Origin of the sequence: Mesorhizobium sp. M2A.F.Ca.ET.042.01.1.1, assembly GCF_003997405.1 — a bacterium.
Classification (GTDB): Bacteria; Pseudomonadota; Alphaproteobacteria; order Rhizobiales; family Rhizobiaceae; genus Mesorhizobium.
In genome coordinates this window covers 1-11842 of record NZ_RZRX01000204.1, presented here as the reverse complement: position 1 = coordinate 11842, position 11842 = coordinate 1, and the positions used below count along the sequence as shown (strand labels likewise).

Genomic DNA, 11842 nt, shown 5'->3' with positions numbered 1-11842 from the left:
CCACCGCATCCGTGTCGCCCACAAGATGATGACCGGCGGCCTGCCTTTCCTGCTGGCCGAGGTCGGCACGAGGCTGGTGACGTCGGGCCAGGCAAGCGAGATCCGCAAGCGCTGCATTGCCGAAATCCAGACGCGCCTCACCATCGTGCGCGACGTGCTGGCGGGCTTCGACTTCAAGGCGCGGGACAACGTCCCCTTCGTCTGGCTGACCTTGCCCGATCCGTGGCTGTCCGGCACCTTCAAGAACGCCTGCCTGGCGCAAGGCGTGCTCATCGACGACGAGGACGAGTTCAAGGCCGGCCGCTCCGAGCAGGTCTTTCACGGCGTGCGCTTCGGCGTCTCGCAACCGCGGCAAAGCCAGGATGTCGCCGGTGGCGTCGCCGTCATCCGCCGCCTCCTCGACGAAGGCCGCGCCGGCTACGACAGTTTTTCCTGATAGAGCCCACGGGCCCGGGGCGCCCACCGCGCCGGCAAGGGCAGTTTCCGGCATTTTCGTCATCCGATGGGGTGTATCGCGCGAAAAGCTTGCGATAAGAGGAGGACTCGAAAACTCCCCTCTCCCACGGACAAAAATCGCCGCTCATGACCATTTCCAATTCCGTGCCGATCACCCCTGAGCTCGTCGCCGCGCACGGGCTGAAGCCCGACGAGTACCAGCGTATCCTCGACCTGGTCGGTCGCGAGCCAAGCTTCACCGAACTCGGCATCTTCTCGGCGATGTGGAACGAGCACTGCTCCTACAAGTCCTCGAAGAAATGGCTGCGCACGCTGCCGACCAGCGGTCCGCAGGTCATCCAAGGCCCTGGCGAGAATGCCGGCGTGGTCGACATCGGCGACGGCGACTGCGTCGTCTTCAAGATGGAGAGCCACAACCACCCCTCCTACATCGAACCCTATCAGGGCGCCGCGACCGGCGTCGGCGGCATCCTGCGCGACGTCTTCACCATGGGCGCGCGGCCGGTTGCGGCGATGAACGCGCTGCGCTTCGGCGCGCCGGATCATCCCAAGACCCGGCATCTCGTCGCCGGTGTGGTTTCGGGCGTCGGCGGCTACGGCAATTCCTTCGGCGTGCCGACGGTTGGCGGCGAGGTCAATTTCGACGCCCGCTACAACGGCAACATCCTGGTCAACGCCTTCGCGGCGGGGCTGGCTAAGACCAACGCCATCTTCCTGTCGCAGGCCAAGGGCGTCGGCCTGCCAGTGGTCTATCTCGGCGCCAAGACCGGGCGCGACGGCGTCGGCGGCGCCAGCATGGCCTCGGCCGAGTTCGACGACAAGATCGAGGAGAAGCGCCCAACCGTGCAGGTCGGCGACCCCTTCACCGAAAAATGCCTGCTGGAAGCCTGCCTCGAGTTGATGGCGTCGGGCGCCGTCATCGCCATCCAGGACATGGGCGCGGCCGGCCTCACCTGCTCGGCGGTCGAAATGGGCGCCAAGGGCGACCTCGGCATCGAGCTCGATCTCGACAAGGTGCCGGTGCGCGAGGAGCGCATGAGCGCCTATGAGATGATGCTGTCGGAAAGCCAGGAGCGCATGCTGATGGTGCTGCGCCCCGAGAAGGAAGAGGAAGCCGAGGCGATCTTCCGCAAATGGGGTCTCGACTTTGCTATCGTCGGCAAGACAACCAACGATCTGCGCTTCCGTGTCATCCACCAGGGCGATGAAGTCGCCAACCTTCCGATCAAGGAACTGGGCGACCAGGCGCCGGAATATGACCGCCCCTGGGTCGAGGCGAAGAAGCCGGCGCCGCTGGCCGCGAGCGATGCGCCGAAGGCGGATGTCGCCGACGCGCTGCTGAAAATGCTCGGCGGACCGGACCTCTCCTCGCGCCGCTGGGTGTGGGAGCAGTACGACACGCTGATCCAGGGCAATTCGCTGCAGCTTCCCGGCGGCGATGCCGGCGTGGTGCGCGTCGAAGGCCACCCGACCAAGGCGCTCGCCTTCTCCTCCGACGTCACGCCGCGCTATTGCGAGGCCGATCCTTACGAAGGCGGCAAGCAGGCGGTCGCCGAATGCTGGCGCAACCTGACCGCCACCGGCGCGTTGCCTCTCGCCGCCACCGACAATCTCAATTTCGGCAATCCGGAGCGCCCCGAGATCATGGGCCAGTTCGTCGGCGCAGTAAAAGGTATCGGCGATGCCTGCCGCGCGCTGGGCTTCCCGATCGTCTCCGGCAATGTCTCGCTTTACAACGAAACCAATGGCCGCGGCATCCTGCCGACGCCGACCATCGGCGGCGTCGGGCTGATCGCCGACTGGTCGAAGATGGCGCGCATCGCCTTTGCCGCCGAGGGCCAGATGATCGTGCTGGTCGGCGCGCCGCCGAGCTGGGGCAGCCATCTCGGCCAGTCGATCTATATGCGCGACATCCACGGCCGCGCCGACGGCCCGCCGCCACCCGTCGACCTGGCGCATGAAAAGCGCGTCGGCGACCATGTGCGCGCGCTGATCGCTTCCGGCATCGTCACCGCCGCGCACGACGTCTCGGACGGCGGCCTAGCGGTAGCGCTCGCGGAAATGGCGATGGCTTCGGGCATTGGCGCTGCCATTCCGGGGCTGACCGGCACCGATCCGATCCCGGTCTGGTTCGGCGAGGACCAGGGCCGCTACCTGCTGACGCTGTCGCTCGATCCGCAAAGCGGCGAATGGGACAGTATCCGCGAGGAGCAGAGCAAGCTCGGCATCTTCGCGCCCTGGATCGGCACCACCGGCGGGCGTGACTTGAAACTGGGTGACGCACGGCCGGTCCCGGTGAGCGAGCTGAAGGCCGCCCATGAAGGCTGGTTCCCGCGCTTCATGGACCAGGCCAGTTGACCAGAAGCATGTCTTCCGAAAGTGTGCAGCGGTTTCGGGAAAAGACATGCTTACGACAAGAGACTTAAATCATGTCGCATCAATCCTTTTTTATGCGACATGATTTAACTGCGAACGCGCTGATCGCAGTTGTCTTCTGGCCTTCGCTGTTCTTCTTCTGGTTCCTCGGCCCGTTCGTTTTCTTGTTGCTGTCGACCACCTCGAGCGAGGTGTGCGCACGGCTGGAAACCCGCGACGAGTTCCTGGCGGCGGCCAACGGTGCGCTGCCAATGCTCGTCTTGCAGACCCTGATCTACGCGGTTCCGATCGTCTGCCTGGTGCTGTGGGACAGGCTCGCGCCAGAGCCGGCGCGAACACGGAATATCGCGACCTGCATCAAGCTCTTCATCGTTGCCGCGATCACCGGAGCGACTTGGGACTATGGCTCGTCCCTGGTCTGCGACGGCTATGGCCAACCCTTCTTCTCGTCCGCCTGGCGAATGACGAGCTATCTCCCGATCGTCGGCCTGCTGATCAACATCCCGCTTTATATACTCACCTTCAGCCTTGGCCGGGCCTTCTCGACCCGCGATGACATCACCGAAGACGGCGTGGTCCATTCGAAGCAGGGCAATTCTTAGGCCGCGGTCGCGGACGGAACGGCTTCAATCCGGGCCGGAAAGGTTTTAGGCTCGCGAGTCAGATCATACCGGTGCCGCCTAGCTGCCCGCCGCACGAGACAGGATTTTGCCATGGCAATGGATGCCCACGACATCGAAAAACTGATCAAGGAAGGCATTCCGGACGCCAAGGTGACGATCCGTGATCTCGCCGGCGACGGCGACCATTACGCGGCGGAGGTCGTTGCCGAAAGCTTCCGGGGCAAGAGCCGGGTCCAGCAGCACCAGATGGTCTATGACGCGCTGAAGGGCAATATGGGCGGAGTGCTGCACGCGCTGGCGCTGCAGACCAGCGTCCCGGACTGAACGCTGTCACCCTCTCAGGCTTGGCACAAAATCGCGTTATCCCTTGCGCCATTCAAGTAGCGTCACGGCTAACGTCTTGTTTCAGCCACCCTATGGGTTTATTTGAAGGACATGCTTCGAGCCTGACTCCCACAGGCATGAAAGGATTGTCCATGACCGGCATCAGCGACTACATCGACAATGAAGTGAAGAGCAACGACGTCGTGCTCTTCATGAAGGGCACCCCGGGCTTCCCGCAATGCGGCTTTTCCGGCCAGGTGGTGCAGATCCTCGATTACATCGGGGCCGACTACAAAGGCGTGAACGTGCTCGACTCGGCCGAACTGCGCCAGGGCATCAAGGACTATTCCAACTGGCCGACCATCCCGCAGCTCTATGTGAAGGGCGAATTCGTCGGCGGTTGCGACATCGTGCGGGAAATGTTCCAGGCCGGCGAGTTGCAGGACTTCCTGGTCGAAAAGGGCGTCAGCGTCAAAGGCGCGGCCTGATTCAATCTTGCTCGCCGGCGGAGGCTAACTCTTCGGCCGGCAAGCATCGCCCGGGGCTGCCCCCACCTCGGCAATCATGAACCCGGATCGCGGGGATGAGACGAACCAGCGCGCCGGCCAGCCGGCGCTTGTTCGTTGAAAGATCGGACTTTGCCGTGGACAAGCAGGTAGAAGCGTCGCAACGGGCAAGCAGCTTGCCCATTCCGCGCTGGGAATTCATTGCGCTTTGCGCAGCGCTGATGGCGCTCAACTCCCTGGCCATCGACATCATGCTACCGGCGCTGCAGCAGATCGGCGCCTCGCTTGGCGTCGAGAGCGAGAACCACCGCCAATATGTCATCACCGCCTATATGCTCGGCTTTGGCGGCGGACAGCTTTTGTTCGGGCCCATTTCGGATCGCTTTGGACGCCGCGCGCCGCTGGTCTTTGGCTTGGTGGTCTATGTCGTGGCTGCGGCTGCCGCCGCCATAGCGCCCAGTTTCGCCTTGCTGCTGACCTGGCGTCTCATCCAGGGCATCGGCGCGGCTGCGACCCGCGTCATCGCCGTCTCGATCGTGCGCGACACGTTCGAAGGCCGGCTAATGGCCGAAGTGATGTCGCTGATCTTCATGGTGTTCATGGCCATCCCCGTCATCGCTCCAAGCATCGGCCAGTTCGTCATGCTGTTCGCCACCTGGCACTGGATTTTCGTGACCATGGCCATCGGCGCGCTGATCGTTTCGACCTGGGCTCTGCTGCGCCTGCCGGAGACGCTGCATGCGGAATATCGCCGGCCGCTCACGGTAAGCTCGGTCGTCGGCGGCTTCCGCATCGTGCTCACCAACCGGCTCACGCTTTGCTATGCCTTCGCCAGCACCTTCATCTTCGCCGCCATGTTCGGCTTCATCAGCTCGGCGCAGCAGATCTACATCGACATCTTCCATGTCGGCGAATTGTTCCCGCTGATTTTTGCCGGTGTTGCCGCCGTGCTTGCCTTCTCCAATTATCTGAATTCGCGGCTCGTCGGACAGATCGGAATGCGCCGTCTGTCGCAAGGCGCGCTGCTCATCTTCCTGTGCATCAGTCTTGCCTGGCTGGTCGTTTCGTTGGAGATGCAGATGCCGCTCTGGCTCTTCATCACCTTCTTTGCCGGCGCGATGCTGCCGTTCGGCGGACTGGGCGCGAATTTCAACGCTCTCGCTATGGAGCCGCTCGGCGAGCTCGCCGGCACGGCGGCATCCATCCTTGGCTTCATGCAGACTTTTCTCGGCGCCCTGATCGGCGCGGCGATCGGCCAGGCCTATAACGGCACGGTCACGCCCCTGGCCGCAGGCTTCTGCAGCGTTTCGGTCGCGGCCTTGCTGATGATCCTGATCGCCGAGCGGGGCAGGATGTTCCAGCCGCACAATCCCCCTGTTTCGGGGCACGTCACCGATCTGCATTAGGTTGTCGTCTGGCCAGCGGTTGCCGGCCGGGGCGCGGTTTGTTCCTATTCGGCCCAGAGCTCGCGGCGCAACTCGTCCCAGCTTTGCTTGTCCGGCGCGACCAGCAGGCCGCCGTCGACATGCGACGGCAGGTAGGCGCTGCCGTCAACGCGCGCGACATGGCCGCCGGCTTCCTGATGGATCAGCGCGCCCGCCAGATGATCCCAGGGCATCAGCTTGTTGTAGAGCACGAAATGGGCGTGACCGCTCGCAAGCAGCCGGTATTCATGCGCGGCGCAGCGATAGGCGAATTGCGACAGCGTCTTGGTCTGGTTGCGGGCGAGCCGCGAGCGCTCAGGCTCTTCGAGGAACTGCCAGGAAACGGCGCCGGTCATCTGCGACATCGGCACCGGCGCCGCGACGCGGACCTTCTCCAGCGCGCCATGCGCGTGGCGGATATGGCTGCCCGCGCCCTTGGCGCCGATCAGCCAATCCTTGCCGACCGGATCGTGGATGATGCCGGCGACGGTCTCGCCATTGACGACGACGCCGGCCATGACGCCGAACAGCGGCACGCCGGAGGCGAAGTTGAAAGTGCCGTCGACCGGATCGATGACGAAGGCAAGCGCGGCATCGCCAAGGCCCGACAGCAGCGCCGGATTGTCGGAGCAGGCCTCCTCGCCAACCACCATAGCGTCTGGATAGCGCTCGCGCAGCCGGCCGGTGATCAGCCTCTCGGCGTTGACGTCCGCCTCGGTGACGAGGTCGGCAGCGGACGTCTTCTGGCGCACGTCGCCCTCGCCCAGCTTGCGGAAGCGCGGCATAATTTCCGCCCTGGCGGCCTCCGCGAGAAGTTCGGCCAGCCAGTCGATCGCGCGGTCGTCAAATGTCATCGGAAATGTCTTGCCCTGTGGTGAGGCGCGCGTCGAGCGCGGCGAAATCGAACAGTTTTCGGTCGAGCAGGTGCGAGGGCCTGACATTGGTCATGGCGCGGATCATCGTGTCCTTGCGGCCTGGCATGCGCTTCTCGATGTCGTCGAGCATGGCCTTCATGGCGTTGCGCTGCAGCCCTTCCTGGCTACCGCAGAGATCGCAGGGAATGATCGGGAATTTCATCGCGTTGGCGAATTTCTCGAGATCGGCCTCGGCGCTATAGGCGAGCGGCCGCAGCACCATGACGTCGCCCTCGTCATTGAGAAGCTTGGGCGGCATGGCGGCGAGGCGCCCGCCATGGAACAGGTTCATGAAGAAGGTTTCGAGGATGTCCTCGCGGTGATGGCCAAGCACCAGCGCCGAACACCTCTCTTCGCGCGCGATGCGATAGAGATGGCCGCGCCGCAGCCGCGAACAGAGCGAGCAATAGGTGCTGCCCTCCGGCAGTTTGTCGGTCACCACCGAATAGGTGTCCTGGTATTCGATGCGGTGGGCGATGCCATTGGCGTTGAGATAATCGGGCAGGATGTGTTTTGGGAAATTCGGCTGCCCCTGGTCGAGATTGCAGGCGAGCAGATCGACAGGCAGCAACCCGCGCCATTTGAGGTCGAGCAAAAGCGCCAGCAGGCCGTAGGAATCCTTGCCGCCCGAAAGCGCCACCAGCCAGCGTTCGCCGGGCTTCACCATGGCGAAATCCTCGATTGCCTGGCGCGTCAGCCTCAACAACCGCTTGCGCAGCTTGTTGAACTCGACCGAGGACGGCACGTCGCGAAACAGCGGATGGAAGCCGCCCTCGGCATCATCGTCGATCGGCTCTAGGGATTTTACATCTGGCAGCATATTCATGGCGCTGGTGCCCACGGGTCCTGTTGGCGCACGGCTTACCGGACATAGCGAACAAAGAAAAGGCCGCCTCGAGGGCGGCCTTGGATGTTGCGGCTGATTGAGTTCGATCAGCGCGAGTAGAATTCGACGACCAGGTTCGGTTCCATCTGCACGGCGAACGGAACGTCCGACAGGCCGGGAACGCGCGCGAAGGTCGCGGTCATCTTGTTGTGGTCGGCTTCGATATAGTCCGGCACGTCGCGCTCGGCGAGAGCGACCGACTCCAGCACGATCACGAGCTGCTTCGACTTCTCCCGCACCTCGATGACGTCGCCCGGCTTGCAGCGATACGAACCGATGTTGGTGCGCTTGCCGTTGACGTTGACATGGCCGTGGTTGACGAACTGACGGGCGGCGAAGATGGTCGGCACGAACTTGGCGCGATAGACGATCGCGTCGAGGCGCGACTCAAGCAGGCCGATCAGGTTCTCGGAGGTGTCGCCCTTGCGGCGGTTGGCCTCTTCATAGACCTTGCGGAACTGCTTTTCCGAAACGTCGCCATAGTGACCCTTCAGCTTCTGCTTGGCGCGCAGCTGCAGGCCGAAGTCGGAAAGCTTGCCCTTGCGGCGCTGGCCATGCTGGCCGGGGCCGTATTCACGCTTGTTGACCGGGGACTTCGGGCGGCCCCAGATGTTTTCGCCGAGACGGCGGTCGATCTTGTATTTCGCGGATTCGCGCTTGCTCATCGCATTCCCTTTCAAAACAATATACCCGGAACCCATGGCTCCGGGCGAAGGAAACGCGCCCTCCTCTGGCCTCCGTTTTCGAGACCTGACAGGGTTTCCCACGCAAAGCGACGGCAAACCCACGGGACACGTCAAAACAAACCACTGGGCGTCGCCACCCGGTGTTGGGGGGCCTGTTAAACACAGATTTAACCGCTGTCAAGCTTGCGGCTGGCGACGCCGACGGCAACTCGATATCATCCCTGCGTTGCATGCGGCGTTGGCCGTGGCGGAAAGTTGCACGCCGGCGGCATAGGGCGGCGTCTTCGGATCCAAACGCCCAGCAAATGATGAAGGGACTGGAGCAGAGGAGTGCGAATTCCCATGAAGAAATTCTTCCTTACCCTGACCGGAGCCGCCGTCTTGGCCGGTTCGATGGCGGTCATGACGCCAGAACCGGCCATGGCCAGGCATTGGCACGGCCACAAGCAGGTGTGCCGCGTGGTGGTGAAGAAAAGAGTCGTCTGGCGCCACGGCCACCGCCATGTCGTGCGCTACAAGACGAAATACTGCTGGTGGCGCCGCTAGCCTTCTTTCGGCAAGACCTCGACGGAAGCCCGCGGCCAACACCGCGGGCTTTTTCATCCGATCGCGATCTATGACTTCTTGCTGGGCAGGCCCTTGCGCCTAGTCTCGGCGAATTCCTCGAGCTGCTTCTCGCTCATCGAGTCATACATCTCGCGCGACGCGCCCTTGAGCTCGCTTTTCTTGATCTCGCCGCGCTTGGCGGAAAGCGCTGCGCCGGCTGCCTTTTGCTGGGCTTGCGATGTGGCGGGCATGGCGGTTTCTCCTTTGCTGGAGAGCAATTCCAGGAAAAATGTGAAACGGTTTTCCGTCAGGAATTGCGTCAATCAGATAGAGTAGAAACGCCGCGCTTCGGCGGCAGTTCCGGCGCCAACAGCGCAATCCCCGGAAGCCCGATCTTCGCTGGCCGACTTCCCGCGTCCGGGACGCCGGTGTAGGACAACGGCATGAAATCGCTGACCGATCCCTCACAGGCACTCTCCACCGGCCTCGCGAAGATCCGCACCGAGTTCCACGTGCCGGATGGATTTCCGCCGGAGGTGATGGCTGCGGCGGAAGCGGCGGCCAGGCGTGTGCCCAGCCAGCATGCCGACCGCACCGCAATGCCTTTCATCACGCTCGATCCGGCGAGCTCCACCGATCTTGATCAGGCCTTTTCGATCGAGGCCAGCGGCGGCGATCTCCTCTTGCATTATGCCATCGCCGACGTGGCCTGGTTCGTCGAGGACGGCGACGCGATTGATCTCGAAGCCTGGAACCGGGGCGAGACGCTTTATTTGCCGGACGGCAAGGCCGGGCTCTATCCGCCGGTGCTTGCCGAGGCCTCGGCGAGCCTTTTGCCCGAGGGACCCCGCCCGGCGGTCATCTTCACGATCAGGGTTGCCGGGGACGGCGCGGTGAAGCTGGACGGCGCGGAGCGCGCCGTCATCCAAAGCCGCGCCAAGCTCGCCTATGACAGCGTGCAACCCTCCGACGTTCCAGCCGGCTTTGCCGATCTGGCGCGGCGCATGGCGGTCAACGAAGAGCGCCGCGGCGCTTCGCGCGTCGACCCGCCCGAGCAGGAGGTGGAAAGGCTCGCCGACGGCACGTTCCGCCTTTCGTTCCGGCCGCTGCTGAAAACCGAACAGGACAATGCAGCACTTTCGCTGGCCGCCAATATGGCGATCGCCGACGCCATGCTGGCGCACAAGACCGGGCTGTTTCGGGTGATGTCGGGGCCGGATGCCTCCAAGGTGCAGAGGGTGCGCAGCGCGGCGCAGGCGCTCGGCCTGTCCTGGCCGGCCTCCACCAGCCTGCGCGACTATCAGCGCACGCTCGATCCGGCCGATCCAAAACAGGCGGCGCTGATGCTGGAAATCCGCCGCGCGGGCAACGGCGCGTCCTACCAGCCCTATCAGCAGGGCGTCGTCCCCTGGCATGAAGCGATGGCCGCGACCTATGCGCATGCCACTGCGCCACTCCGGCGGCTGGCCGACCGCTACGTCGTGCGCTGCGCGCTGGCAATCGCCAACGGTCAGCCGGTGCCGCAGGCGGTCAGCGACGCCTTCGCCAGGCTGCCGAAGGTGATGGGGCGCGGCGATGCCAGAGCCTCGCAGATCAATCACGCTGCCATCGACCTTGCCGAGGCGGTGATGCTCAAGGGGCACGAGGGTGAGACGTTCAGGGCCGTCGTCACCGACTTCGTCGATCATGGCGTGCGCGCGCAGCTTGCCGACATGCCTGTCGTTGCCAACGTGAAAGCCTCCGGACTCAGGCAGGGCGACGATCTCAGGCTGAAGCTGGTCTCGGCCGATCCGGATCAGCGCAGCATCGTCTTCGAGACTGTCACGCCGGCTTGAGCCCCACATATGTGCTAATGTGGGTTTGTGGAATATAGGGAATTGATATGACCGACCAGCAGCACCAAAGTCTCAAGGCGCTGGCCGCCTTGCAGGGCAAGACAATCAAGCAGTACGCGCTCGAGCGGCTGTTCCCTGGCGACACGGATGCTGATCAGGCATGGCAGGAACTGAAAGCCCTACTGGGAACGCGCATCAACGAGGGGCTGGCTGGAAATCTATCCGCCAAGAGCATTGGTGAAATCCTCGATGAAGAACTGGCCGAAGGCGGCCGCGAGTGAACCAACGCATTAATGAGTGAGGCAAGGCGCGCTCCGGCGCGGAGGCCGCTGCGGAAGGCGGCTGGTGGCTTATGCGAGGAAGTACATGGCGCCGGCCCTCGCCTTGATTGCCACATCAGTGCTTCGCCCGGCGAAGGCCGGAAGCGCAGGAAACCGGTATTTGCAGGCTGGCCTCACCTGGATATCGACACGCCTTAGCGCGCGGTCAGTCCAAATCCCTGGATCAGGCGTCGCGTGGCGAAATCCACCTTGCCGGAAGTGAAGACGGCAAGATCGGGCTCGCTGTCGCTGGATATTTCTGCGACCGGCTCGAGCAGCGACATGGCGCGCCGGGCGATCGCTTCGGCCGGGTCGATCCAGTCGACCGGCCAGGGCGCGGTCTTGCGCATGCGGTTGACGAGAAATGGATAATGCGTGCAGGCAAGCACGACGATATCGGTGCGGTTGCCCTCGCGCTCGATGAAACAAGGCGCGATTTCGGCGCGCACGGCTTCTTCATCGACAAAGCCCTGGCGCATATAGATTTCGGCCAACCCCGCCAGCCGGTCGCTGCCGACCAGGCGCACATGGCATTTCTGCGCCCATTTGCTGATCAGGTCGCGCGTGTACTGGCGTTTCACCGTGCCGGGTGTCGCCAGCACGGAGACGAGGCCGGATCGCGTGCGCTCGGCCGCCGGCTTGATTGCCGGCACGGTGCCGACAAAGGGATGTCCGGGGAATTTGTCGCGCAGCGCGTCGATCACCAGCGTCGACGCGGTGTTGCAGGCTATGACCGAAATCGCCGGCTGCAGCCGGTCGAGCAATTTGCCGAACAGCGTAAGGATGTGTTCCTTGAGAGCCGGCTCTTCCCAGGCGCCATAAGGAAAAGCCGCGTCGTCGGCGACATAGACGAAGCGGCGATCGGGCATCAGCACGCGCGCCTCGCGCAGCACGGTCAGCCCGCCGACGCCGGAATCGAACATCAGGATCGGGCGCGGGCTTGATC

The 11842-nt window shown here is 63.7% G+C and carries 13 protein-coding genes and 1 pseudogene; 9 read left to right on the top strand and 5 right to left on the bottom strand.

Features of this window, described 5'->3' with window-relative positions; all coding sequences use genetic code 11:
* From EOA23_RS25365 to EOA23_RS25340, 6 genes and pseudogenes are all read left to right on the top strand, one after another.
* A pseudogene (locus EOA23_RS25365) lies at positions 1 to 436 on the top strand (PLP-dependent aminotransferase family protein); the annotation flags it as partial.
* A gap of 146 nt (positions 437 to 582) precedes the next feature.
* The gene (gene purL / locus EOA23_RS25360) at positions 583 to 2814 is read left to right on the top strand and encodes a phosphoribosylformylglycinamidine synthase subunit PurL (RefSeq protein WP_127306157.1); all 2232 of its coding nucleotides are present in this window, start codon (positions 583 to 585) and stop codon (positions 2812 to 2814) included.
* 71 nt (positions 2815 to 2885) lie between these two features.
* On the top strand, positions 2886 to 3434 hold the full coding sequence (locus EOA23_RS25355) for a hypothetical protein (RefSeq protein ID WP_245474344.1): 549 nt from the start codon (positions 2886 to 2888) through the stop codon (positions 3432 to 3434).
* Between the two features lie 111 nt (positions 3435 to 3545).
* Positions 3546 to 3779 (top strand): BolA family transcriptional regulator, encoded by a 234-nt coding sequence (locus EOA23_RS25350; RefSeq protein ID WP_006206026.1) that lies wholly within the window; start codon positions 3546 to 3548, stop codon positions 3777 to 3779.
* A 152-nt stretch (positions 3780 to 3931) separates the two neighbouring features.
* Positions 3932 to 4267, top strand: a complete 336-nt coding sequence (gene grxD / locus EOA23_RS25345) for a Grx4 family monothiol glutaredoxin (protein ID WP_040981263.1) — start codon at positions 3932 to 3934, stop codon at positions 4265 to 4267.
* A gap of 155 nt (positions 4268 to 4422) precedes the next feature.
* Positions 4423 to 5691, top strand: coding sequence for a multidrug effflux MFS transporter (locus EOA23_RS25340; RefSeq protein WP_126060596.1), 1269 nt, complete (start codon positions 4423 to 4425; stop codon positions 5689 to 5691).
* A gap of 44 nt (positions 5692 to 5735) precedes the next feature.
* On the opposite strand, the gene EOA23_RS25335 is transcribed toward EOA23_RS25340, so the two are convergent.
* The 3 genes from EOA23_RS25335 to rpsD all read right to left on the bottom strand — a co-directional run bounded on the left by EOA23_RS25335 (position 5736) and on the right by rpsD (position 8174).
* Positions 5736 to 6563 carry an inositol monophosphatase family protein gene (locus EOA23_RS25335; protein ID WP_126060595.1) on the bottom strand — a complete coding sequence of 276 codons (828 nt, stop codon included), beginning with the start codon at positions 6561 to 6563 and terminating at the stop codon, positions 5736 to 5738.
* Positions 6553 to 7443 (bottom strand): tRNA 2-thiocytidine(32) synthetase TtcA, encoded by an 891-nt coding sequence (ttcA, locus tag EOA23_RS25330; RefSeq protein WP_189341705.1) that lies wholly within the window; start codon positions 7441 to 7443, stop codon positions 6553 to 6555. The genes EOA23_RS25335 and ttcA overlap by 11 nt, the downstream gene beginning before the upstream one ends.
* A gap of 113 nt (positions 7444 to 7556) precedes the next feature.
* Positions 7557 to 8174: a 30S ribosomal protein S4 gene (rpsD, locus tag EOA23_RS25325; RefSeq protein ID WP_040981269.1), complete on the bottom strand. Its 618-nt coding sequence runs from the start codon at positions 8172 to 8174 to the stop codon at positions 7557 to 7559.
* Between the two features lie 363 nt (positions 8175 to 8537).
* Here rpsD and EOA23_RS25320 point away from each other — a divergent pair, with 363 nt between their 5' ends.
* Positions 8538 to 8741: a hypothetical protein gene (locus EOA23_RS25320; RefSeq protein WP_126060593.1), complete on the top strand. Its 204-nt coding sequence runs from the start codon at positions 8538 to 8540 to the stop codon at positions 8739 to 8741.
* A gap of 68 nt (positions 8742 to 8809) precedes the next feature.
* Here EOA23_RS25320 and EOA23_RS25315 read toward each other — a convergent pair whose 3' ends face one another.
* Complete coding sequence (locus EOA23_RS25315) at positions 8810 to 8992, bottom strand: DUF3008 family protein (protein ID WP_127306155.1); 183 nt, start codon at positions 8990 to 8992, stop codon at positions 8810 to 8812.
* A 192-nt stretch (positions 8993 to 9184) separates the two neighbouring features.
* Here EOA23_RS25315 and EOA23_RS25310 point away from each other — a divergent pair, with 192 nt between their 5' ends.
* Positions 9185 to 10576, top strand: coding sequence for an RNB domain-containing ribonuclease (locus EOA23_RS25310; protein WP_127306154.1), 1392 nt, complete (start codon positions 9185 to 9187; stop codon positions 10574 to 10576).
* Between the two features lie 47 nt (positions 10577 to 10623).
* Positions 10624 to 10857: an antitoxin gene (locus tag EOA23_RS25305; protein WP_127306153.1), complete on the top strand. Its 234-nt coding sequence runs from the start codon at positions 10624 to 10626 to the stop codon at positions 10855 to 10857.
* Between the two features lie 194 nt (positions 10858 to 11051).
* Here the strand turns inward: EOA23_RS25305 and murI are convergent, their stop codons facing one another.
* Positions 11052 to 11825: a glutamate racemase gene (gene murI, locus EOA23_RS25300; RefSeq protein WP_245474345.1), complete on the bottom strand. Its 774-nt coding sequence runs from the start codon at positions 11823 to 11825 to the stop codon at positions 11052 to 11054.
* Between the last annotated feature and the right edge of the window lie 17 nt (positions 11826 to 11842).

Coding starts and splice junctions, on each gene's coding strand:
- purL (WP_127306157.1), top strand. CDS start 583: ATGACCATTTCCAATTCCGTGCCGATCACCCCTGAGCTCGTCGCCGCG.
- EOA23_RS25355 (WP_245474344.1), top strand. CDS start 2,886: ATGTCGCATCAATCCTTTTTTATGCGACATGATTTAACTGCGAACGCG.
- EOA23_RS25350 (WP_006206026.1), top strand. CDS start 3,546: ATGGCAATGGATGCCCACGACATCGAAAAACTGATCAAGGAAGGCATT.
- grxD (WP_040981263.1), top strand. CDS start 3,932: ATGACCGGCATCAGCGACTACATCGACAATGAAGTGAAGAGCAACGAC.
- EOA23_RS25335 (WP_126060595.1), bottom strand. CDS start 6,563: ATGACATTTGACGACCGCGCGATCGACTGGCTGGCCGAACTTCTCGCG.
- ttcA (WP_189341705.1), bottom strand. CDS start 7,443: ATGCTGCCAGATGTAAAATCCCTAGAGCCGATCGACGATGATGCCGAG.
- rpsD (WP_040981269.1), bottom strand. CDS start 8,174: ATGAGCAAGCGCGAATCCGCGAAATACAAGATCGACCGCCGTCTCGGC.
- EOA23_RS25320 (WP_126060593.1), top strand. CDS start 8,538: ATGAAGAAATTCTTCCTTACCCTGACCGGAGCCGCCGTCTTGGCCGGT.
- EOA23_RS25315 (WP_127306155.1), bottom strand. CDS start 8,992: ATGCCCGCCACATCGCAAGCCCAGCAAAAGGCAGCCGGCGCAGCGCTT.
- EOA23_RS25310 (WP_127306154.1), top strand. CDS start 9,185: ATGAAATCGCTGACCGATCCCTCACAGGCACTCTCCACCGGCCTCGCG.
- EOA23_RS25305 (WP_127306153.1), top strand. CDS start 10,624: ATGACCGACCAGCAGCACCAAAGTCTCAAGGCGCTGGCCGCCTTGCAG.